The following is a 22,162-nucleotide window of genomic DNA, read 5'->3' as shown; positions in this document are numbered from 1 at the left end:
GAATCCTACGCGTCCTGCACGGTGCGCCAAGTGCGGCTTTGGTCGGTCGCGCCCGCAGCCGTGGATTACGACTCCTGAGCGTAGACGGTCAGGGCCAGGGCGGCGGCGCTGAACAGGGCGAGGCGGCGATCCGCGCTTTCCCAAGGCTTGCGGTGCGGCGGCAGTCGATGACTGAAGGCGTGCACGTGGCTGATGATGGCCTCGGCGACCTGCTGCCGTGTGCCCCTAGCGTGGCCAAGGATGGCGCGGCTGATGTCCTTGCGGGTGTAGAGAACCACTGCAATCCCGAACGCATCCGCGAGGCTCAGGACGCCGTCGTGCAGCGCCCTCAGCCGGTCGGACTTGGGGCCTCCGCCTTCGCGCGGCGCCTCCAGCGCGAGATATTCGGGCCGGTGCTGCTCCAGCAGTTCGCGCAGCTGATGAAGGCCTTTGGTGTTCTTGTCCGTCCTGGCGTAGGCCAGACCCCAGTCGGATGGCGCGGCGAGAGTCTCGAACACGACCCAGCCGAAGCCCCGGGTGGTCGGATGGAAGCCCATGACGACCATTGGCGGCGCCGTCATACGGCTTCGTCGCTAGCGGCGCGTTCGATCATGTTCTGCAACAGGGCGGCTCGGCGTTGAGCGGCAGGATCGCTGGGATCGCGGCATTGCTCGTCGAGAAGGGCGGCGCGCTGCATGACGGCGTCGAGGACGTCTTGCGCGAGTTCGGGGAACAGATCCGTAAGCGGCGCCCCGAAAATGAACTGATAAGCGAGGGCGCACCTGAGATGAGGGAGACCTTCTCCCCTTTCGTAACGAGACACGAGGCTGCGGGCTTTGAGTCCGAGGAGGAGCGCAACATGCTCCTGCGAAAGCGCCCACTGCCGCCGGTGCCGACGAAGATGCTTGGCATGTGGCATAGCAGACAGAGCGTTATGGAAGCCCCAGAAGGGCCTGCGTCCATTGTCGCAAGCTTGGCGGACGACACGAGGCGGCGCTCTGTGCATGCCGGCGCCGTCACCCACCGCGACGGCGGCGCACAGGGTGACGCTAAGGGGCGGTATCCACGACGCCGGCCGCGACGCCGAAACGCCGCGCCAGGGCCTCGACCTTGCCCGCTTCCGAGGACGGGATCACGTAGACGCCACGCGTTCTGAGGGTGGTTAGCCGCAGGCGGGTGCGCAGAAACCAGCCCATCCATTTGGCCGTGACCGTCTGGCTCCCCGTCTTCACGCCCTCGGCGTTCAGCCGCTCGACCACGGCGCTGATGGGCACGGCGCCTGGGGTCGCGCTTGCGAAGAGACCAGACAGGGCGACTAGGACGCGCGCTTCCGGGGCGCCCGCACGATCGGCGCGCAGGCGCGCCTGTTCCAGGGCCAGCCGTTGTTGAAGCGCGCCGCGGACGGCCAGATCGTCCATGAGCGACAGCAGCGGCAGCGCCGTCTGATTCAGCCGCGGCTCCACATCCGGTGCGGCGCGGCTGGGATCGCTGGCGACAACGTTCAGGTTCCGGAAGCGCCACATGAGGAGCTTGTTGCGCAGGATGAGCGCGTCAGTCTGAAGGTCCGCCGGCGTGGCGAGAGGTATGTCGTCCCGCAGCGGGCGCAGGCCCGTCTCCTCGGTCAGGAAGCGGCTTTCCAGGGCCTCGTCGCCGAAGCGCTCGCGCATGCCCACGAGCTTGGGCCCGAAGACGCGGAAGGCGCGGGGGCTGTATTCCTTATGCCGGTTGGCGACACTGCGCAGCACCGGCAGGCCGACGGCGTTGCCGTTGTTGAGGACCTTGGTCAGGCTGGCCGTGGCGTCGGTGAAGCGGAAGTCGGCCTCGTCCAGCACCAGGGTGCCCTGGAAGGCGTCCAGCACATGAAAGATCGGCGAGACGGTGGAGGCGCCCGAGGCAAAGAAGGGCTTGTAGCAGATGGAGCCGAGCGCCAGGAGGGCGCGGGTCTTGCCGGTGCCGTAGTCGCCGCGGAAACGCAGATAGGGCGCTTCGCTGAAGGCCTCATAGACCCAGCTGAAGAGCGCGTAATGGGCGGCGACGCCCTCGAAGGCCGGGGAGAGATCGACGTAGCGGCGCAGATAGGTGCGGATGTCGGCCAGCAGCTGGGCCTTGTCGCCGTAGTCCACCGGTTCGGACGGCAGCAGCACGCAGCCGGTAGCAATGAGATTGTTGGTCGCCGCGTAGGGAATTAGCCGTTCGCCGCCGGCGACCGAGACCTCCGGGACAAGGTGCGTCGCGCCATCCGGGTCATGGATCGCTAAGGCCGTCGCCTGACGGTCGGGATCATAGACGAGCTCCACCAGACGGCCATCGGCGAGGCGGCGCGAGATCGTCGGGACAGCGTCTGTCGGGCTCATCCCCTGAGCTTACCGAGCGGGCGCCTCATCGCCAGGCGGCGGTCCGTCCGGTCCTGAGACGGAGTGGGTCAGTCGGTCGGGTTTTAGACTAAGGGGCGCCGCCCCTCGCGCACGCCAGGGTGCGCGGCTGCGCCGCCGGACCGGCGGTCTCCCCAGTCTTCCTCCGCTGCGCTCCGTGCAGACTGGGTGATCCCCCTCCGCCGGTCCGCCCAGGCGCTTGCTACCCCCGGTCTCGCCGACGGGCAGGGCCGCAGGCGCGCCCTTGCGCCTGCGACCCAACCCGAAAGGACACTCCCATGACGATGCAACCATCCCAACCCGTGCAGCGCGGCGTTGAAATCCACGTGCCGTTGAGCAAGCTGAAAGCCTCGCCTCGCAATGCGCGGCGGACCCCCCACGCGCCCACCGACATCGAGAGCTTGGCGGCCTCCATCGCCGTCAAGGGCCTGCTGCAACCGCCCGTGGTCGAGCCGGAACGCTCCGCCGAAGGCGGCGAGACCGGAGCCTATCTCGTAACCATCGGCGAGGGACGGCGGCAGGCCCTGCGGCTGCTGGCCAAGCGCAAGCAGATCAGCAAGACCGCGCCGGTTCGCTGCCTTCTGGACAGCGACAACGACGCCTTCGAGATCAGCCTCGATGAGAACGTCACCCGCTTCGCCATGCACCCCGCCGACCAGTTCGAGGCCTTCCGCGACTTAGCGGAGACCAAGGGCTGGAGCGCCGAGGAGATCGGCGCGCGCTTCGGCATCACCGCCCACACGGTGCGCCAGCGGCTCCGCTTGGGGGCGGTGAGCCCAAACCTCCTTCGCCTCTACCGCGACGGAGAGCTGGGGCTCGACCAGCTGATGGCCTTCGCCGTCACCGACGACCACGCCCGGCAGGAGCAGGTCTACGAGCAGCTGTCCTACAACCGCTCGCCATCCTACATCCGCCGCGTCCTGACTGAGGCCGAGGTCCCCGCCACCGACCGGCGCGCCGTCTTCATCGGCCCGGAGGCCTATGAGGCGGCGGGCGGACGCATCCGGCGCGACCTGTTTGCCGAGGATCAGGGCGGCTGGTTCGAGGATGTGGGCCTGCTGGAGGAGCTAGTCCTGTCCGCCCTCAGGACCGAGGCCGAACGTCTGCGGTTGGCCGAGGGCTGGCGCTGGGCGGAGAGCCTGCTGGACTATCCGCACGATCACGGCCTGCGCCGCCTTTATCCGCACAGCCCCGCCCATGATGACGCTACCAAGGCGCGCCTGAAGGCCTTGGCCGACGAATATGACGGACACATCGCCAGCCTTGGCGAGGACGCCGAGGCTCCTCCGGAGATCGAGACCCGGCTCGGAGAGATCGAGGCCGAACTGGCCGCCGCCGCCGCCCCGGTGTTCGACGATGAGCAGCGCGCTCTGGCGGGGCTTCTGGTCAGCCTGGGCCGAGACGGAAAGGTCCGTGTGGACCGGGGCTTCGTGCGCCCGCAGGATGAACCACCCGCCCCGGAAGCGGAGGCGGCGGAGGGGGCTGACGCTGATCGGGAAGAAGGGTCCGGTGAAGCCGAGGTGGACGGCGGACCCAAGCCTCTGCCCGAGCGCCTGATCGCCGACCTCGCGGCGCACCGCACGGCGGCGCTGCGCGACCGGTTGGCGGAGCATCCCGAGGCGGCCTTCCTCGCGCTGCTTCATGTGCTCGTGCAGCAGACCTTCGGCCATGGCCGGGGCGGCAGCTGTCTAGAGATCACTCTCACTCACACGGCCCTTGAGCCCTATGCGGAGGGCATCGCCGATACGCCCGCGGTGGAAGCCATAGAGGCGCGCCACGCCCATTGGGCGGCGCGCCTGCCGGAGAGCCGGGACGCCGTATGGACCGCGCTCGCCCAGCTGTCCGCCGAGGAGCGGCTGAGCCTGCTGGCCCACTGTGTCTCCCTCAGTCTCAACGCGGTGCGAACGCGGAGCAGTGCGTGGGGCCGCTGGAGCGACGACGACCTCGCCGATCTGGTGGGGCTGGACATGCGCCGCTACTGGCAGGCCACGCCGCAGAGCTACTTCGGCCGCCTCAGTAAGGCGCAAATCCTCGCGGCGGTCGCCGAGGCCCATCCGGAGGCCGTCGCAAGGCTGGACGGCCTGAAGAAGGACGCGCTGGTCCAAGCCGCCGCCGACCTCCTTGGCGCGGAAGGCTGGCTGCCGCCGCTGTTGAGGCCCGCGGCGGCCCCTCCGGCCTAAAGTCATCGGGAGGGGGCGCTTAAGTCCCCTCCCAACTTTCCGGAGCGCCGCCGTCGCCCGAGCGCCGCCTGGCGCGGGGCGCGGCCCCGGCGCACCATGAGGCGCCAGGCCACGGCGTTTCGATTGGCGCAAGACGCCTGCGGCGCCTTAGACTCGGCGTCAGCCCCCAGACGTCGCGGGACATCGGGACTTGGGGGACGTCCTCATGAAATACTTCCTTTACTGCCGCAAATCGACCGAGGCGGAAGACCGTCAGGTCATGTCCATCGACTCCCAGCGCGCGGAGCTGGAGCGGGCGTTCCTCTCCAATCCCGGCGTCCGCGTGGTGGAGGTGTGTGTGGAGGCCCGGAGCGCCAAGGCCCCGGGTCGGCCCGTCTTCGACGCCATGATCCGCCGCATCGAGGCGGGCGAGGCCGAAGGCCTCATCGCCTGGGCTCCGGACCGACTGGCGCGCAACTCCATCGACGGCGGGCGGCTCGTCTACCTGCTCGACACGGGAGGGCTCAAAGACCTCAAGTTCGCCACCTACACCTTCGAGAACAACTCCCAGGGCAAGTTCATGCTGAACGTCATGTTCGGCTACTCGAAGTACTATTCCGACAACCTCTCCGAGGTGGTGAAGCGTGGCAACCGCGCCAAGCTTGAACGCGGCTGGCGGCCCAACCAGGCTCCCACGGGCTATCTCAACGATCCCGCCACTCGGACAATCGTCATCGACCCGGCCCGCTTCGATCGCATACGCCAGCTCTTCCAGCTCATCCTACAAGGCGAGAGCGCGGTAGGAGCCTGGCGCATCGCGCGCGAGGTGTGGCAGTTCCGGACGCGCGACAGCGGGCGCGGCGGCGGCCTCATCCAGCGCAACACCGTCCACCAGATCCTCACCAACCCCTTTTATGCAGGCGTCATCGTCTGGAACGGCGAGACTCATCCAGGCCGGCACCAGCCCGCCGTAACTCCCGAGGAGTTCGAGGCCGTGCAACGCCGCATCCGCCGCGCCGACAATCCCCGGCGGCACAGCTTCACCTATACGGGCCTGATCCGCTGCGGCGCGTGCGGCTGGCATCTCACGGCGGAACACAAGACCAGCCGCCACGGCCACCGCTATACCTACTACCACTGCAGCCGCAGGCCCATCTGCAAGGAGCCCTCGGTCGAGGTGCGCCATCTGGAGCGGCAGATCGAGGACGGCCTACGCGCCTTCGCCTTGCCCGCCGCCATATACGCCCATGTGCGGAAGGGTCTGGAGGATGTGGAGCGGAGCCGCGTCCGGGCGAGTGAGGCCGAGCTCGACGATCTGGACGGACAGCTGCGGACGCTCACCGACCTGAGGCTGCGGGAGATCATCACCGAGACCGAATACCTCACCGACCGCAGCCGCCTCACGGCTGCCCGCGCCCGCCTCAGCACCGGCCGAAGCGGCCCGCAAGGGCCTGATACCGTCAGGTACATCGAACCCGCCGAGACCGTGCTCGCGTTCAGCAAGTACGCCATGGATTGGTTTTCGGGCGGCGAAGAGGGGGACAAGCGCGAGATCGTCAAAACGGTCACATCGAACCCGGTCCTGGAGGGTAAAATCCTCAGGTTTGAGGCCGCGAAACCGTTTCGCATCGTCGCTGAAATCGGGGCTTGTCCTAGACTGCTGGGTGCTATGGACACTACACAGCAACCTTTGGTCCCCCCGGAGACGCTAGAGGCGCTGTGTGCGACGAGCTACGAATGGGCGCTTGAGCACCCCACGCAGTTCGAGCGGTGCAGGGACCGGTGTCGTCAGCACGTGGGGAGGCTGGCTGCGTAAGGTGGGGACGAAGTCGAAGTCCTAACGTCCCAAAGTCCCCGCGACACACCTATCGAAAGAAGCGTTTCCAGAGTTTTTTAAGACCCGCCCAAAAACCTCGTGCTTCCTCAACCGGTTTCTCATCGCGACGCGCATGCCTAGCGATCTGTGACCGCATAACAGAGGCCGCCTGCGCGCCACGGAATGGCATCAACATACGCACATGCCCATTCGTAATGAAGTAGTGCGACATGCATGGCGCATCGAACACGCCGATCGAGGGTGTTATGGTTGCGTATCCGCTGTTGTTGATCACCCTGTGTCCGTCGGGGACTAAAAGCGTAACCTTGTGGCCGCACCCGCACGCACATAACAATGTAGCCAGCTCGAAACTCGGATTATGGTATACGATACCAGCCTCAAGCGGTTTTGGCGTCTTTGTCACCTCCTCGTATCGATATCTCATGACGTCCTCTTTTTAGAGTCCATCTCGTAGGTAGCGCTGTCGAACAGATACGAGATCCCGTCGTCTAGGTGCTCATATATCCCAAAATGCTGCTTGAATCTGATCACTGCGAGCGCGGCATTGAGTGCATTCATCTCAGCGATCTGACCCTGGCGCCTATACTCGCCGCCGACCGGGTCTCCGGCAGGTAGGTGCACAGAGCCAGCGGTCTGTGTGTAGGCGTCTCGATCGGTGCCGGTAATACGAACGATCCCACTAAGGCCGCCCACCCCCCTGTTCAGTCCCATGCCACAGTCGACGAACGGGACGTCGTGCGACGTGAGCCAGTCCACTATGAGGACACGGGAAGGGCCATGATCGACCGAGACGAAAACGAAATCGAATCCCGCAAGGCTCTCAATGTTCTCCTGCGTGATGCGCTCGGGCTTGGCGGAGATGGCTCCATGCCAACCGTCGTAAACCCTCGCGAGCACATCGACCTTTTTGCCTGTAACGGGCTTCATAAATCCAGGAAATCGAAAGAACGTGTGGATGTGAAGTTTGTCATCATCAAACAGCACAATCTCTGCCAGGTGGGTGCGTGCGATGAAATCGAGAATGTAAGAGCCCGTTCCCCCAAGACCGATGATTGCCACCCTCTTACCTAAGAGCCGAGCGGAGAGGTCATTCATATGATAGCGAGATGAAAGCGTGTCCGGCAGTCGTAAGGGGCTCTCGTGTTTCGCAGCTTTAATTGAGATTCCTCGGAGCGGTGTTGCGTCAGGATGTGCGGCCAGGGCAGGTGGAACTATGGCGTCGATGTAGGTTTGGATCTTTTCTTCGAACGAGTGATACGGCCGCATTGCCCCTCCTTCGTTCAATTTAAACGAGAATGAGTGATCCGTTCTGAGCGTCTCCGTTATGACGATTGCGTGGGGGCCGCCGCCCAGGCGTAGCTGACGCCCACTTTGATCGTGCGGGCGATCACCACGAAACCACGCTTGATGATCCTCCGGCACATCTATGATTCCGTCGGCTGTCGGCTCGCACGGAGTTGCTAGATCCCCGTAACCAAGCGAGCCATCTGCCTTAAGGTAGGGTAGGCCAAAAACAACGATGTGGCCGCTTATAAAATCGACCTCATAGCCTTGTTCGTCCAGATCCCGAAGGAACGGATTACGATTCGCCAGTTCCTGAAACTCTAAATCGCATGCCATCGTGTACCATCACATCCTTACCTGGTGCCAGCGTTCCGCTCGAGTCAGATGAATGACCGTGGGAGTACTTCACAAGGTATTCAGCTGACGCATGTCCGCCATCCTTGAGATAGAGCGCAACAATGGCGTCGTACGAAATCTTCGCCTTCGGCACGATGTGCTCGTCTTCACCAACGAATATAGTCACTTCTTTGTCGCTTCCGCGACCGTTGTCCTGCTCGGGTTTGCTCATGGTGTTATCTCTTAGTGATAAAAGTCCCTCGGCGCGCGAGACCATCCTGATGTCATTCTCCCCCTTTGAGAGAATCTGCGCAAGCGCAGGAACCGCGTTGAGGGTATGTACCCGATGCGACTTTTTTGGACGTAGGGGCCGTGTATCGGTGTGCCAAGCCGCCGCCGTTTCAAACTCCGCTGCCGCGCCCATGATGCCTAGGCCGGCGTGGTCGATCCGGCGCTTAGCAGCCAAGCACTCCTCGTATGACAACGAACACCATAGGCGCACCAAGGCCAGGGAGCAGGGATGATGCGTTCTTCGATCTCATCCTCAGCTCCCTCGAGCTCATCGCCATGCTCGGCGAAACCATCAACGAGGCAGCCATCTTCCAGATGGAGCTGATTGAGGTGATGGGTCTCACGGGCCCAACCGGCAGACGCGTGTCGCTCAGCGAGCTGTAGGTCGCCTGATGGTATGACAGCGGGAACTTTGGAACCGTGCCCCATGCAGTTGGACGCACATTGCGACCGCTAGCTGGGAGTTATGAACGATAGACAGCAACCTTTGGTCCCCCTGGAGACGCTCCGGTCACTCGCAGAGACGAGCTACGAATGGGCGCTTGAGCACCCTGAACAGTTCAGGTGGTGCCTGAAGCGCTGCCGCCAGCACGCGGAGAGGCGCGCCGCACAGGACACGGACGAAGTCCAGAAGTCCTAAAGTCTACAGATTCTCGCATGCAGATAGCAGTGCTCGTGCATACTGGTCAGCTGCCTCTCTAACCCATCTCTCTCGAACAACCAACAGCCAACTGACCAGAAAGACGCCAGTCACTAGAGCCGCGACAACCAGTTCAAAGTGCATGTTGGCAACGCTCTCCGGGAGCGTCTTCTCCCCAATCACGACTGGCTGAAACACTGAGCCCAAAACCGCAATGCAGCCAAGGCCTGCAAGAGCGACCCCGCCTGGCCGCAGACCCAGCATATTTCGGCGAAAGCCGTAGCTTGCATTCTCCTTATGGATGAGTCGGAAGTCTGCTCCGCGACACTGTTCCTTCAACCAATCTACTGCTGAGGCGTAGCGGAGGTCGGCAGCTGCAAGATCGGCCTGCTCTTCTGCAAGGGTCGGGACCCCGCCAGGCACCCGGCTCTGCAGTTTGGCGTGGTAACGTGCCCGTGTTGCTTCGTTTAAGCTTTGGTCTTGATGACGCATCCAGAGCGTAGTGGGCCATCCACCCCACTTGCCTAATAGACGCCGCTCGACCCGCTTTCCCTGTGCTCGGGCGATGTCAGCCAAGAAGAAGACTGCTCCGCAGGAGATTGCGAGTGTCGCAATCGCTCCCCCGACGCTTCCCAATACGGTCTCAGGGAACCAGGACCAGACAGTCACAATGACAGGCAATAAGACGAGGAGCGCTGGGTAGACGCGCGCCTGACGTGAGTATGAATCGAACAGGTTTTCAAGAGGATTAGCCATTTTGCCTACTCCTCGTTTGCCTCTGGATAAGCGAGTGGCGTCGCCGCAACCCAGCCATCCCGGCGAGGTGCGTTGTGGCCAGTGCGCTTGCCAACCCCTTCGGTAGCAATAACCCTTGCCCCACGGTGGATCAGTGCGCGCACAACCGAGTCGCGAGGGTGGTCTGGGTCTTCCAGTGCCGAGCTGATGAACGCGGTAAATTTCTCCTCGCCCCTCGCTGGCTGGGTTGCCAATCGCGGCCCGAGCCATCGATCGAGCAGTTCTGTTGAGACGTTGCGTCGCGATGCATGGTGCGGGACCTGGAAGCGATCCACTCCCGGGAGCTGAAGTCCTACCAATGGAGCATAGTCGGCCGCCTCTGCGAGGCCTGCTCGGCCGGCATCTCCGGTCAACACGATTCGCTCACCTAGGAGTTCGGCATACTGAACTACACTCATCTCATTCTCAGCACTTGTCTCCTGAGTAGAGAAGCTCTCTTCACCCCAGGCTGCCTTAACCAGATTTACGAGCCGGGCTGCTGTCGCTTCGAAGAACGATCCCACCTTGGTGAGGGCGGTTTCCTCCGCTTCCTTCACGGATTCGGGAGTGCGCTCCGAGGCCACCACTAGGTCCAGGTACCTCGCCTTTGTCGGCGCTAGGACATGGAAATGTCCTATGGTCGTTCCCTGGAATGGATCTTCGATCGGTATGCCCTTGCGAATGGCAATTTCTTCAAGCGCGACTAAATTCGGATAAACCTCTCGCAAGCGACGCTCCAGGTTCTCTACAGAAGAGAACCTCGTGAACCGATCAATGATCTCTGCAGCATATAGCCACGGCCTCAGCATCCAGAGCGTGCCAACCTCACACTCCTCAAGCACCGTGCGCAGACCACCAGCGTGATCACCATCTGGGTGAGTCACAACGACGTTGTCTATATAAGTCGCGCCGTCATAGTACTTGGCTATGTGCTCAACGACTGCAGGCCCGGTCGACTGGTATCCGCCATCGACTACATGAACCCAAGTTAGACCGTCTAAGCGATAGCGAAGGGCTAAAGCGTCGCCGCTCTTCTTTGTTTCGACCGGAAGGATATCTATTTCAAAAAAGTCTGCCATGGTGGTGGGGTGAAGGGTTAATGAATCGAGTGCGCTTTCTCGGACCATAGTACCACTCGGGATGCAACTGAACCCCTGTGGACAACCTAATGTGGTGCTGTCGGCGCCGAACCACCGCCGTTTCAAACTCCCCTGCCGCGCTCATGATGCCTAGGCCGGGTGGTCGATCCGGCGCTTAGTAGCCAAGCACTCCTCCTATGACAACGAACACCATAGGCGCACCAAAGCCAGGGAGCAGGGATGATGCGTTCTTCGAGCTCATCCTCAGCTCCCTCGAGCTCATCGCCATGCTCGGCGAAACCATCAACGAGGCAGCCATCTTCCAGATGGAGTTGATCGAGGTGATGGGTCTCACGGGCCCAGCCGGCAGACGCGTGTCGCTCGGCGAGCTGTAGGTCGCCTGATGGTATGACAGCGGGAACTTTGGACCGTACCCGTGCAGTTGGACGCACATTGCGACCGCTAGCTGGGTGCTACGGACACTACACAACAACCTTTGGTCCCTACAGAGACGCTCCAGGCGCTGTGTGCGACGAGCTACGAATGGGCGCTTGAGCACCCTAGTCAGTTCGAATGGTGCAAGGCCCGGTGTCGGACGATTGAGGAGCGATCAGTGGCGTAAGGTTTAGGTGAAGTCCTGACGTCCTCAATCGAAGGCCTGCTGGCCAGGCTCTGCAGGCTATCCTTGATGATCCGACGGGATCCCGACATCTTACGGCAATGGCGAGCCCTCATGATGATGAGATCAACGAGTTAGAAGACCGGCTGCGTGAGGAGAAAGCCGACGAGGCCATTGCACGGGCCAGGGCTCTGAGTTCTCCCTCTCAGGCTGCGTCAGCGGCACTGGGTGACGCACGAGCCGCGATGAAGCACACCCAAAATCAGCTCCGAACACTCCGTGCCGTACGCGATCGTGGCTAGAGACCAGCCGCGCCCCGAGGTTGGGCCGACGCTTCCCTATCGGTATTGCCGAGCTTTCCACACTGCGTCTTGCGCAATCCAATGCTGACGCACTGAACCGAAGGGGCGGTGGATGGATCGTGAACCGAACTACGGCTTCCCCTGGCCGCCGCTTCCCTGGAAGCGGCCGCGGGCCTTCGCGGCTTGGTGCATTAATCTGGCCTTCTTCCTTGCTATCGGTCTCCTAGCCCTCCTCCTGACGCCCCTGGGCGGGCCGATCCTTGCCCTTTTGCAGACGAGCGTCGCGCAGTAGCGTAGGGCTTAGCCGTTGGGCAATGCGGTGGCTCTGGCATCGCCCAGCTGAGGGGGAGAGGTTCATGAAGTGCGCCGCAGTCCTGCTGGCTCTCAGCCTCGTCACCGCTGGTGCCGTCAGCGCCCATCCGGGCGGCTTGGCCGCTGATGGGTGCCACAGGGACCGTCGCTCCGGAGCGCGGCACTGCCATAGGGCTCCCGGTGACAGTGAGCGCCCGTCAGCGCAGCGGCCGGAGGCCCCGCCTGTTCGGCCACTGGCAAACGGCAGGCCCTTCGCGAACTGTGCAGCAGCCCGGGCCGCCGGCGCAGCGCCCGTCCTGCGAGGCGAGCCGGGCTATGGTCCTCATCTGGACCGTGATGGTGATGGGATTGGCTGCGAATGATCGCCGATCTGGATGTCAGCGGATCCGCCTACGTCATCGACGGGGATACACTCCGTATTGGCGATGAACGTATTCGCCTGCATGGCATCGATGCACCTGAGTTGCGCCAGACCTGCGGGCCCCTGGCCTGCGGAGCCGAGTCCCGAGCACGCCTCGTCGCGATCATCGGACGGCGGCCGGTGAACTGTACGGGCCGGTCCCGCGATCGCTATCGGCGGATCATCGCCACGTGCCGCGTTGCGGGACGCGATATAGCCGGTGCGCTGGTCGGCGAGGGCTGGGCCTTGGCCTATGTGCGCTACAGCCGGGACTACCTCACCGAGGAAACGCGGGCCCGACGGCAGCGCCTAGGCATGTGGACCACCGAGTTTGTTCCACCAGAGGATTGGCGGCGGGGTCGTCGCTGAACGACCGCCCTGCGCCAGGTGCAGACGTTGGCTCCAAGCCGCATTTCGGACGTTCACCGGCGACTCAGAAGCACCGCAGCCGAACCGTTGCGCCGATCGAGTTGAAACAGATTCCTCACCCGGGCCCTCTTGCGCCATAACTGTGGCGATGTCCGAGATGCCGCCCATGGCCGGAGAACCGGCCCTCCACGAATTCCCGTCCTGGCGTAGCTTTTGGATCTTCCAGCAGTCGGTCCGCAGTGAGCTCCGTTACGTCCGCACCGCAGCAAGCGAGACCTTCCTACAGACGGTCTTGGAGACCTGCCGGGAACGGGTCGGCACCCTAAAGGCGGGATCGCACTTTTGGCGGGCGCAGCTTGGGCATGACTGGCGGCTTACGGGCCCCGAGGAAGCCGAGATCGAGATCCCATGCGCATATTCTGCCAGTCGAATGAAGCCCCTCTCGGGTCGCGCTTCGGACGGACGTGCGAACCCGCGCGGAATTCCCAGTCTCTACGTCGCCACCACAAAAGAAACCGCTATGTCGGAAGTGCGGCCTTGGGTTGGCTCCTATGTATCGGTGGGTCAGCTCCGCTTGCTGCAGGACCTTGAGGTCGTCGACTGCACCCGCGGCCACCAAAGGACGCCGTTCTATTTCGAAGAGCCCGATGCAGATCTCCGTAAGGAGGCCGTGTGGTCCCACATCGACCGCGCTTTCGCTGAACCCCTGGCGCGCTCAGACAACGAGGCCGATTACGCCGCGACCCAAATCCTGGCGGAGACCTTTAAGCAAGCTGGTTATGGCGGCGTTGCCTACAAGAGCGCGTTCGGTGTGGACGGTTACAACATCGCCCTGTTTAACCCCGACGTTGCTAGGGTCGTGAACTGCGGTCTCTTCCGGGTGAAGGAAATCCAGCCGACCTTCGAGGCAGCTGACGACTTCTGGTTCATGCAGGAGTCACCGGGCGATGCCCCCTCTGAACCGCTGTCTGCCCCAAGTTCCTAGTCGCCGATCGACCTTACCACGCGCCCGTGGCCACCGTAGCGGGCAGTGCCAGTTCGTAGACTTCGCCGAGGTCGTTTTGCATAGCGAACGAGCGCTTCTGCTTCGTGCGGCGGGAGCCGAACCAAGCCTCCGCCACCATTATCAGATCGCCATTCGCGGGCCGGTTGAAGAAGTTATCGACCAGCTGATTGGTTAGGTTGAGGTCAGGGAAAGTCACGAAATCCCCGGTGGCGGCCAACGAAGACGCACCTGCCGCCTCGGCCGCGATTAGCTTCTGCAGCATCTTCCGGGGAAGCTGCCGGTCAGGCAGCAAACTGCCGAACACTTCAGGGAAGATTGGTGCCATAAAGTCCAAGACGTGTGTCTCGGTTTGGACCCACATATGAAAGCCGTCCGACGATGAACTCAGACGACCGTCCGTGTGGTGGCCGAAGAACGCCACATCCGGCCGGTCGCTCACACAGAGTCCAAAGGCTCCCGCGACGACTCGCGCGGGGATTTTGTAGTGTTTACTGAGGACGTAAGCACCGAACGCATTGAAGAACATGCAGGCGCGGTGCGCGTCGCCCACGTCTCCAATGGTGCCATGCGCGACTTGGTAGATGCGGTTGTACTCGCTCAGGGGCATCAGGAACCGCGCCGCGGGGGATTTAGACACACGACCTCCTTAGGGGCACCGTAGGGGACCAGACAACACGGCCCGGGGGCAGCGCGAAACATAACGCGAACAATACTCTTCGGCGCAACCGCAAAGCGCCGTATGATGGCCGGATGTCCAAGAGAATCACCGATAGCCAGGTGCTTGGGGAACTCGGCGAGACGGCGGTCAAGAAGATCGTGCTCGAAACCGGCTTCATCTACGAGCATCGCGGGCGGCTGGAAGCAGGCACGGATGGCCTGATCGAACTGCGCGATCCGCGCAGCGGTGCACCTCTGGGTAAATTGCTGGCCGTGCAGGTGAAGTCTACGGACAACGGACAATACACCCGCGAGGATGATCGCGGATTTGAATATCTGCTCAAGCCCGACGATCTGAAATACTGGCGCACGTCAAATATCCCTGTCGTGATCGTGCTATGGCGGAAGTCTGACGAGACGGCGTACTGGAAGGAGGTCACCGACTGCGTGAGAGGCGAAGAGCGCCGCCTGCGATTCGACAAACGGGATGACCTCTTTGACCGGACATGCGGGGATCGGCTTGGCAACCTGACAATAGACCGGGGAACGCCGGGCGTCTTCCTACCTCCTCTAAATCAGGGCGAGGGCGCCATCATCAACCTGCTGCGTGTGAAGATGCCCGAGGAAATCTTCATCGCCACCTCCCCATTCGGGAGCGGGCAGGATGCGGTGCCCGAGCTGGTCAAGCACGGCAACACTCGATTCGACTGGGTCATCCGGAAGCGCCGGTTTGTTTCCTTTTTTGATCCACGGGATTTCGGCACCCGCGCCATTGTCGATCTGGATCAGGTTGAAGCGGTCGATACAAAACTATTTGCGCTGAACGACGAGCAGGACGATCTGATCGACACGATGGATTTGCTCCGCCGCACCGTCGAGCGGCAGACTTGGGGGCAGCTCGTCTATCTGCGTAAGGATCGGCTCTTTCACTTCAAGGCCACAGCTCCCAACAAGGGGCGGAGCTACCGGTATATGGCGAACGTCAATGAGACCTCCGCCAAGGTGGTAAGTGCCTATGCGAGCAAAAAGAAGGAAGGGCGTGGGTATGTCCGGCACCACGCCGCGCGGCTGCGTTTCGAGCGGCTTGCAGACGAATGGTTTGTCGTCGTGGATCCCGATTTCTATTTCACCTATGACGGGTTCCAGCCGCACCGGTATCCCGAGGCGCTGCTCGCCGGGAAAAAGCGCCTTGAGCGCAATGCGGCTGTCCGCGGACAGGTGATGATGTGGCAACACCTGCTTGTTGAGAGCGGAACCCATGACGTTGGGCTTTTCGACACTGGCACTTCCGCCCCTCTCCTTCAGTTCGAGCGTCTGCCCATCATTCAACTCTCCCAAGCCGTTCCCGAGGATTCGTGGAGCCGGACTGATCCTCGCGCGAAAGAGATGGAAGCGCTGGACCTCTTCGAAGAAGGGGGCGTCTGATGCCGTTCAAGGCGCATGTCTTCGACGAGCCGATGCTTGAGTTCGGCGATGGGGGCCAGCATTGCGACCCCCGCCAGGGCTTGCGGGAGTTCGGTCCGCTCCAGCCCCGCTCCGGAGAGGTCGTTCGTGTCGGTGTGATCGGCACAGACGACACGGTTGCGGGATTCACCGAATTCCTCGCCGAGACCGGACGCGGAATCGAAAGCGGCAATAAGCAACTCATCAATCTCAATCCGGACTTCCCCGGCCTTGGAAATCAGAACCCGTTCCGCTGCAAATTCGAGGTACCGGAGGGTGGAACCGTCTCCATTTCGCGGCGCCAGGTCAGCGAAATCACCACCATCGGCCGTCACGACGAAGCGGTCATTCAAGCCGTGGAACTGATCACGGGCCAGATCTCAGCGCTCGTCGAAGGCAGCGCCAAACCGGACGTGATCGTTCTCGCCCTCCCGGTTGCCCTGATCGAGAAGCTGGTCAATGCGAAGAGTGAGGAAGATGCTGACGCTGGCGAGGACTACGACGAGCGTGGCGACATGCTCAATTTCCGCGACCTGCTAAAGGCCAAGACGCTTCATCTGCCGGTGCCAACCCAGATCGTCTGGCCAGACACATGGGATGACGCCGCGAAAATCCCCCGGAAGGTGAAGCGGGACAGCAATCGCCAGACGCAGGTCAAAGCCACCCGTGCATGGAATCTCCTGAACGCGCTGTTCTATAAGGCGGGCAAGGTGCCGTGGCGGCTTCTCCCACATCAGGCTGAGTATCGCGCAAGCTTCCTTGGAATCGGTTTCTATCGCGACCTCGATGGCCAGCAGCTCTGGACGAGCACGGCCCAGATGTTCGACGAACGCGGACGCGGACTCATCCTGCGCGGTGCTCGTGCGCAGACCGAAATACGGGGCCGACATCCGTACTTGACCGCTCAGGGTGCGGAGGACTTGGTCGCGCAGTCGATTGCCGCCTACAAGGCGCATCACCGCCACGTACCCGCGCGGCTGGTTGTCCTCAAAACGTCGCGATTCCGGCCCGAAGAGGCGGAAGGAATCGACGCAGCGCTCCAAAAACACGGGATCGAGATGTGTGATCTCGTGTGGGTGCAGGAAAGCTCACCGATAGCGATGTTCCGTGACGGCAATTACCCCGTCCTGCGTGGCACGTTCGTCGATCTGGGCGGCAAAGGCCTACTCTATACGCGCGGCAGCGTCCCCTTCTACGGGACCTACCCAGGGCTGCGCGTACCGCGCCCGCTGCTGCTGGTGCCGCACCAAAATACCGACAGCAACCTCTTGGCGCTGGCGAAGGACGTGCTGGCGCTGACGAAGGTCAATTGGAATACAACGCAGTTTGATCAGAAGCTCCCTGCGCCCATCAAGGCAGCCCGTGAAGTCGGGCGCATCCTCAAACACGTCGAGTACGGCGCGGACGTTTCGCCGGATTTTCGGCGATACACGTAGCCAGCGGCCTTAACTGCTATTCCGCGCAATCAGCAGACCTCCCCAACGTCGCCGTTGAGACAGGTCGTCGCCGCGGAGGCTGGCGCTACGCCGAACTCCGACTAGTGGACCTTCGCAAGGTCCGATTGGAGTCAGGCGCGGGGGTCAGAACGCCCAGGCCCCCCGCGCGGGCCGACCATGACGCTTCGCCGGGCTGGGGTCCCGCAAGTCGGCGAAGTGAGACCGCGGCCCTGAACAGGAAAGGGGTTGCATGGACGTGTCCGGTGCCTGCCAGTTTGTGGACCCAGTGCACTGAATTTCCCGGGGCTTCCACCCAGGATATCTCCCGCATATGGTGCAGCCATGGGGGCAATGGCGAAACTGCGGGAACTGTTCGCTCGGCGCGAGCCACTGCTCGCTCCGATGGAAGATCCGTTCATCCAGATCGACAGGGAGGCGACGTCTGAGCGCTTGAGGCTCCGCGAGCGCGGCACCGAACAGGGGGCGCTGGAACAGCCGCCCTCACATCTGCGGACGCTTGATTTCGTGGAAGCAGAGATCGCTACGCACGTCTTGGAAGTGTACGCGCGTGCGCAGTCGGACGCGGCAAACAGCATCCGCACGTACGACGGCCGGAGCGCAGAACTCGCCCTTCTTGGGAGCACCTCCTCTATCGCCGCCTCGGCACGGCTTGCTGTAAGCGATTTCAGGGCCAGCGTCGGCAACGCACTCAATCGTCTGGCCAACCGCAAGGACGACATTGAGAGCTCTTACTCCGAACTGCGAGAGTTCTGTCTGGAACACGGGCTGCGCCGGCCCGCTCACCGCGCTCTTTCCGGGCCGGCCGGCTGGGGCGCCATTGTCGGCGCGTGGGGCGTCGAGACCCTGCTCAACGCCTCGCTGCTCCGCCAAAATGACGACATGGGCTATCTCGGCGGCGTGGTCGCGGCCGGAACGATTGGGGCGCTCAACGTCGGAATCGCTGCCGTTGTAGGCCGACTGGTGTGGCCCCAGACTCTTCACCGTGCTCCCATGCGTAAAGTCATCGGGTGGACCGTCACGGCACTGTGGATCGTGCTGATGCTCGTCTGGAATGTAGGCGCGGCCCACTACAGAGACGCCAAGGTCAGCGGCGTTGAGAATCCGGAAGTTCAGGCGCTCGCCATGATGTCTGGAGCGCCAGACAGCATCTATTCCTGGGCGCTTCTGCTCGCAGGCATTCTGTTTGCGGCCCTGGCCGCTCTCTCCGGCTTTCGTATGGACGACCCCTATCCGGGCTTCGGTCGCGTCTCGCGGCGCCACGATGAACGCTGCGACGCCTATGCGTCAGCGGTGGAATCCGCGACGGCGGAACTGCAGGAAATCCGCGATGAGGCCGTCGACGAGGTCGCTTCGGTTCGCGACGAACTGGCAGGCCAGGCCGCTGAAAGGGGACAGATTCTCGCTGCGCGAGCGGCCTTCGTGCGGCGTTTTGACGAGTTCAGCAACCAGCTTGAAGTGATTGCCAACAGTCTGCTGCAGGACTATCGCGCCGCCAACCAGGCGGCCCGGTCGACGCCATCTCCCCCCACCTTCTCCACCCCCTGGGTTTTGCCCCGCACGGTGCTGCCGCCGCCGCCGCCGCTTCCGGTATCGGAAACTGACATCAGGTCGGCAGAGACTATGCTTGACCGGGCCATCGGCGACCTCTCGTCAGCCTTCGATGAAGCTGTAGGGGCCTTTGAACCTCTCGACGCGCTGAAACGGAAACTCTCCGATGCGTAGGAACCGACAGTCCCGCAGGGCGCGGCCGGCAAATCGGGCTGCTGAAAGCGAGACGCGAAAGGGCTGGCTGAAGATCGGGCTGGTCGGACTTGCCGGCGTCGTTGTGCTCGGCGGTTACCTCATGGTGTCCCGAGGCCACAGGGCGCTAGACCCCGAAACCCTCTGTCCCGCTGAACCGGCAAGCGTCGTGCTCCTTCTCGTGGACGTGACGGACCCCATGACGGTGGCGCAGCGCCAGGACTTCCAAAACCAGCTGGCCGTTCTGCGCAACTCAATCCCGCGTTACGGCAAGCTTGTGGTCATGAAGGTCGACTCTGCTGCCGACCGACTGCTTGAACCTGTGATCGTGCGGTGCAATCCCGGAAGGGCCGAGGACGTCAGCGAGTGGACCGGTAACCCGGGGAGGGTCCAACGGATGCACGCCGAGGAGTTCGTCCTGCCGCTGAACGAGGCCTTCACCGACCTTTCCCGGGCAAGCGGCTCCACGCGCTCTCCGATCCTCGAGTCCGTCCAATCCGCGGCGCTGACGGAACTCCTCGCACCAGAGGTCCAAGGTCTTCCCCGGCGTCTGATCTTGGCGTCGGACCTGCTCCAGAACACCGACACAGTCAGCTTCTACCGTGGGCTCCCGTCTGCGGAGGCCTTCGTGGAATCCGCCGCGTTTCGGCGCGTCCGCACCGACCTGAGGGATGTCGAGGCCGAGATCTGGATGCTGGAGCGTTCGGATACCACACGGACCCAGCCGCGTGCGCTCGTGGATCTGTGGGATGCCTTGCTGACCGCACAGGGCGCGACGGTCACGCGCGCCTACAACGTGAGTGGATAAGCTGAAATGACGGGCAGCGGCATCTCTTTCGTGGATCGCCTGACCGAGCGAGGGCTCATCGATCGTTACGGCTTTCTGTGCTTCGCCTTCGGCGGTGCCGCCCTGATCATTCTGAGCAAGGTCATAGGTGTCCACGCCGTCGTCATCGCGCTTTGCGCGGCCGCGGCCATCCTCGCCTATGCGCTTCTTATCCAGCAGACGGGTACCGGTCGGCTGCGAAGCGACCAAGCTGGAGACAACTGCTATTATCTCGGACTCGTCTACACCCTGGCGAGCTTGGCCTATGCGATCTTCACCTTCAATCCGGCCGAAACCGCCGACACGATTATAAGCGGCTTCGGCGTCGCGCTTCTGACAACGATCGTGGGGCTCGTACTTCGGGTCTATTTCAATCAAAGCCGTCCCGACATCGCCGAGGCAGAAACCTCCGCGCGGCTGGAGCTTGCGGCTGCCTCAGGCAAGCTGAAGGCTGAGCTGTCCCGGGCGGTCGTCAGCATGAACGACTTCAGCCGCCAGACCCGGCAGTCCCTTGAGGAACTTCGTGCCGAGATGGTGGATGGCATTCGCTCGGTAGCGGACGCCGCCGGGACGGCGGTCAGGGAGGTGGCGGGCCAGGCGACCACAGCGGTCACAGAAACATCGGAGGCCACGGTCTCCCGCTCAAAGAAGATCACCACCGCCACTGACCGGGTGGTGAGCGGGATCGAAAGTCACGCAGCAGCCCTCGCGGGGCTTGAGGAGGCCCAGTCCCGCATAACGACAGCCCTGAATGCGCTCGAAAGTGCGGCCGAGCGGTCGCAGGTCATCCTGCGTGATCTCGTCGAACAGAGCAGCGGTGTTGGGCAGCTGCAGGCCGGCGCGGCCGACACCGTGCGGGAAATGGCCGCCGCAGCTTCCCGCCTGGGACAGCACGTCGAGGGGCTGAACGAATCGACCGTCCGGCTTGAGCGTGTGCTGGCCGGAAAGCTGTCCGACATCCAGGCCGTGCCACGAGCTGTCGCGGACGAGGCGATGGCGGGGATCGCCGGCGTGCTCGAGCGGCTGCGGGGTGATCTGGAAGCGGTTGTCCGGTCCCAGGCTGCGCTGGTTGAGAGCCTCGGGGAACAGGTGCGGGCAGGTGCCGAGACAGCTGCCCGACACAACAGCGCGCTGGAGCAGGAGGTGGCGCGCTCGCGGGAGAACGTCGCGAAGGTCCACGGAGCCCTGGTCGAGATGACGCGTGAGCTCGTCGAGAAGGTGGAGCGGCGGCCGGAATGACCGACCTTCCTGATCTTCGTCAGGACAGGGCCTATCGCCGCGGCCTGGTCCTTGGCCTGACGATCGCCGAGGTGATGGTCCTTCTGCTGTTCCTACTGCTCATGGCGCTGGCGGCTGCGCTTCAGAACCGGGACCGGCGCATCGCCGCCCTGGACCAAGGCGGCGCCTCTCGCCTTATAGAGCGCCTCCAGCAGGCCTATCCACAGGCGCAGAACGCGGACGACTATTTTCGGGAGCTGGTGCGCGCAATCGAGGTTCGCGACCAGATTGAGCGTTCGGGCCGCGAGGAAGGACTATCGACCCTCGTTGAGGACGCGGAACTGGGTCGACAGGTGCGTGAGGCCGCCGGTGAAGACGACCCGGCCGACTACCTCAGACGCGCCGTCTCCGCCGCCGAACGCGGGCGGGAGGGAGAATGGCCGCCCTTCTTCAACCTGAGCGAGGCGGGCGGCTATTATTTCGAGAGCGGCAAGGCGACGCTACGACCCGAGTTCGAGCAGAGCCTGCGCACCGACATCGTGCCCATGCTGGCTTCGGCCGTCGCCGACTACGACGTCAACGTGATCGAGGTAATAGGTCACACCGACGAGGTTCCGATGGTGGGAACCAGCAATCTCGACGGACGCCTCATCACAGCTTCGGCTGGCGGCTATCCAATCGCCGAACTGCGATCGACCGACAATGCCGGTCTCGCCATGGCGAGGGCTGTGGCCGTCGTCCGTATCCTGCGTGCCGATCCCCGTTTGGCCAACGTGACTATCCTGCCGCTGTCCGGTGCCCAGATGATCGTGCCGGTAGACCGTATGGCTGACGGCACTGCGCCCCGCGATGACCAGTCCAGAAGACGGATCGAGATCCGCCTTCGACGCTCAACCGGCCAGGCCCAGCCGGAGCATCGGAGGAGGAACTGATGCGTCGCGCCCGCGATGCCCTCGATGACAATCTGGAGCGTCTGAAGGCAGCCGTCCGGAGAGGGAGAGTTCCGTCTGGAGGCCCTAAGCGACATCCGGCTCGGTCTAGTGTTCTCAACGTCGTGGGCCA

At 63.1% G+C, this 22,162-nt stretch carries 21 protein-coding genes; 13 read left to right on the top strand and 8 right to left on the bottom strand.

Going from position 1 to position 22,162, the window contains the following annotated elements; all coding sequences use genetic code 11:
- Nucleotides 1-65 precede the first annotated feature (65 nt).
- Entirely contained in the window at nucleotides 66-560 is a 495-nt protein-coding gene (locus tag Q0812_RS11925) for a crossover junction endodeoxyribonuclease RuvC (protein WP_302110565.1), read from the bottom strand.
- Nucleotides 561-1,028: 468 nt separating this feature from the next.
- Nucleotides 1,029-2,333: a hypothetical protein gene (locus Q0812_RS11920; protein ID WP_302110564.1), complete on the bottom strand. Its 1,305-nt coding sequence runs from the start codon at nucleotides 2,331-2,333 to the stop codon at nucleotides 1,029-1,031.
- A gap of 296 nt (nucleotides 2,334-2,629) precedes the next feature.
- Here Q0812_RS11920 and Q0812_RS11915 point away from each other — a divergent pair, with 296 nt between their 5' ends.
- Together Q0812_RS11915 and Q0812_RS11910 are read left to right on the top strand one after the other, a co-directional pair.
- Nucleotides 2,630-4,531 (top strand): ParB/RepB/Spo0J family partition protein, encoded by a 1,902-nt coding sequence (locus Q0812_RS11915; RefSeq protein ID WP_302110563.1) that lies wholly within the window; start codon nucleotides 2,630-2,632, stop codon nucleotides 4,529-4,531.
- 205 nt (nucleotides 4,532-4,736) lie between these two features.
- Nucleotides 4,737-6,326, top strand: coding sequence for a recombinase family protein (locus Q0812_RS11910; protein WP_302110562.1), 1,590 nt, complete (start codon nucleotides 4,737-4,739; stop codon nucleotides 6,324-6,326).
- Nucleotides 6,327-6,375: 49 nt separating this feature from the next.
- On the opposite strand, the gene Q0812_RS13785 is transcribed toward Q0812_RS11910, so the two are convergent.
- From Q0812_RS13785 to Q0812_RS11900, 3 genes are read right to left on the bottom strand one after another with little or no spacing between them, the layout of a single operon-like run.
- Complete coding sequence (locus tag Q0812_RS13785) at nucleotides 6,376-6,771, bottom strand: ubiquitination-like system serine protease family protein (protein ID WP_425281570.1); 396 nt, start codon at nucleotides 6,769-6,771, stop codon at nucleotides 6,376-6,378.
- Nucleotides 6,768-7,967 (bottom strand): ThiF family adenylyltransferase, encoded by a 1,200-nt coding sequence (locus Q0812_RS11905; protein ID WP_341923625.1) that lies wholly within the window; start codon nucleotides 7,965-7,967, stop codon nucleotides 6,768-6,770. Before Q0812_RS11905 ends, Q0812_RS13785 begins: the two co-directional genes overlap by 4 nt.
- Nucleotides 7,927-8,433: a multiubiquitin domain-containing protein gene (locus Q0812_RS11900; RefSeq protein ID WP_302110560.1), complete on the bottom strand. Its 507-nt coding sequence runs from the start codon at nucleotides 8,431-8,433 to the stop codon at nucleotides 7,927-7,929. Before Q0812_RS11900 ends, Q0812_RS11905 begins: the two co-directional genes overlap by 41 nt.
- Before the next feature lie 11 nt (nucleotides 8,434-8,444).
- Between Q0812_RS11900 and Q0812_RS11895 the strand changes: the two genes are divergently transcribed.
- Nucleotides 8,445-8,642, top strand: a complete 198-nt coding sequence (locus Q0812_RS11895; RefSeq protein WP_302110559.1) for a hypothetical protein — start codon at nucleotides 8,445-8,447, stop codon at nucleotides 8,640-8,642.
- Nucleotides 8,643-8,901: 259 nt separating this feature from the next.
- On the opposite strand, the gene Q0812_RS11890 is transcribed toward Q0812_RS11895, so the two are convergent.
- Nucleotides 8,902-9,654: a hypothetical protein gene (locus Q0812_RS11890; protein ID WP_302110558.1), complete on the bottom strand. Its 753-nt coding sequence runs from the start codon at nucleotides 9,652-9,654 to the stop codon at nucleotides 8,902-8,904.
- Nucleotides 9,655-9,659: 5 nt separating this feature from the next.
- On the bottom strand, nucleotides 9,660-10,751 hold the full coding sequence (locus tag Q0812_RS11885; RefSeq protein WP_302110557.1) for a ComEC/Rec2 family competence protein: 1,092 nt from the start codon (nucleotides 10,749-10,751) through the stop codon (nucleotides 9,660-9,662).
- Between the two features lie 197 nt (nucleotides 10,752-10,948).
- On the opposite strand from Q0812_RS11885, the gene Q0812_RS11880 reads away from it, so the two are divergent.
- From Q0812_RS11880 to Q0812_RS11870, 4 genes are all read left to right on the top strand, one after another.
- Nucleotides 10,949-11,146, top strand: coding sequence for a hypothetical protein (locus Q0812_RS11880; RefSeq protein WP_302110556.1), 198 nt, complete (start codon nucleotides 10,949-10,951; stop codon nucleotides 11,144-11,146).
- Nucleotides 11,147-11,986: 840 nt separating this feature from the next.
- Nucleotides 11,987-12,346, top strand: a complete 360-nt coding sequence (locus Q0812_RS13780; RefSeq protein ID WP_425281569.1) for an excalibur calcium-binding domain-containing protein — start codon at nucleotides 11,987-11,989, stop codon at nucleotides 12,344-12,346.
- Nucleotides 12,343-12,753 carry a thermonuclease family protein gene (locus Q0812_RS11875; protein ID WP_302110555.1) on the top strand — a complete coding sequence of 137 codons (411 nt, stop codon included), beginning with the start codon at nucleotides 12,343-12,345 and terminating at the stop codon, nucleotides 12,751-12,753. Before Q0812_RS13780 ends, Q0812_RS11875 begins: the two co-directional genes overlap by 4 nt.
- Nucleotides 12,754-12,919: 166 nt before the next feature.
- Entirely contained in the window at nucleotides 12,920-13,738 is an 819-nt protein-coding gene (locus tag Q0812_RS11870; RefSeq protein ID WP_302110554.1) for an RES family NAD+ phosphorylase, read from the top strand.
- Between the two features lie 13 nt (nucleotides 13,739-13,751).
- On the opposite strand, the gene Q0812_RS11865 is transcribed toward Q0812_RS11870, so the two are convergent.
- Entirely contained in the window at nucleotides 13,752-14,396 is a 645-nt protein-coding gene (locus Q0812_RS11865; RefSeq protein ID WP_302110553.1) for a DUF2026 family protein, read from the bottom strand.
- A 113-nt stretch (nucleotides 14,397-14,509) separates the two neighbouring features.
- Here Q0812_RS11865 and Q0812_RS11860 point away from each other — a divergent pair, with 113 nt between their 5' ends.
- From Q0812_RS11860 to Q0812_RS11835, 6 genes are all read left to right on the top strand, one after another.
- Nucleotides 14,510-15,841: a DUF4365 domain-containing protein gene (locus Q0812_RS11860; protein ID WP_302110552.1), complete on the top strand. Its 1,332-nt coding sequence runs from the start codon at nucleotides 14,510-14,512 to the stop codon at nucleotides 15,839-15,841.
- Nucleotides 15,841-17,295, top strand: a complete 1,455-nt coding sequence (locus tag Q0812_RS11855) for an argonaute/piwi family protein (RefSeq protein WP_302110551.1) — start codon at nucleotides 15,841-15,843, stop codon at nucleotides 17,293-17,295. The genes Q0812_RS11860 and Q0812_RS11855 overlap by 1 nt, the downstream gene beginning before the upstream one ends.
- 342 nt (nucleotides 17,296-17,637) lie before the next feature.
- Nucleotides 17,638-19,038, top strand: a complete 1,401-nt coding sequence (locus tag Q0812_RS11850) for a hypothetical protein (protein WP_302110550.1) — start codon at nucleotides 17,638-17,640, stop codon at nucleotides 19,036-19,038.
- Nucleotides 19,031-19,864, top strand: a complete 834-nt coding sequence (locus Q0812_RS11845; protein WP_302110549.1) for a hypothetical protein — start codon at nucleotides 19,031-19,033, stop codon at nucleotides 19,862-19,864. Before Q0812_RS11850 ends, Q0812_RS11845 begins: the two co-directional genes overlap by 8 nt.
- 6 nt (nucleotides 19,865-19,870) lie before the next feature.
- Complete coding sequence (locus Q0812_RS11840) at nucleotides 19,871-21,121, top strand: hypothetical protein (RefSeq protein ID WP_302110548.1); 1,251 nt, start codon at nucleotides 19,871-19,873, stop codon at nucleotides 21,119-21,121.
- Entirely contained in the window at nucleotides 21,118-22,032 is a 915-nt protein-coding gene (locus tag Q0812_RS11835) for a hypothetical protein (protein WP_302110547.1), read from the top strand. The genes Q0812_RS11840 and Q0812_RS11835 overlap by 4 nt, the downstream gene beginning before the upstream one ends.
- The last annotated feature ends 130 nt before the right edge of the window (nucleotides 22,033-22,162 follow it).

It is taken from the genome of Peiella sedimenti (assembly GCF_030504955.1).
In the GTDB taxonomy this organism is placed as follows: Bacteria; Pseudomonadota; Alphaproteobacteria; order Caulobacterales; family Caulobacteraceae; genus Brevundimonas; species Brevundimonas sedimenti.
The sequence above is the reverse complement of the archived record's forward strand: the minus strand, read 5'-3'. Positions and strand labels throughout refer to the sequence as shown.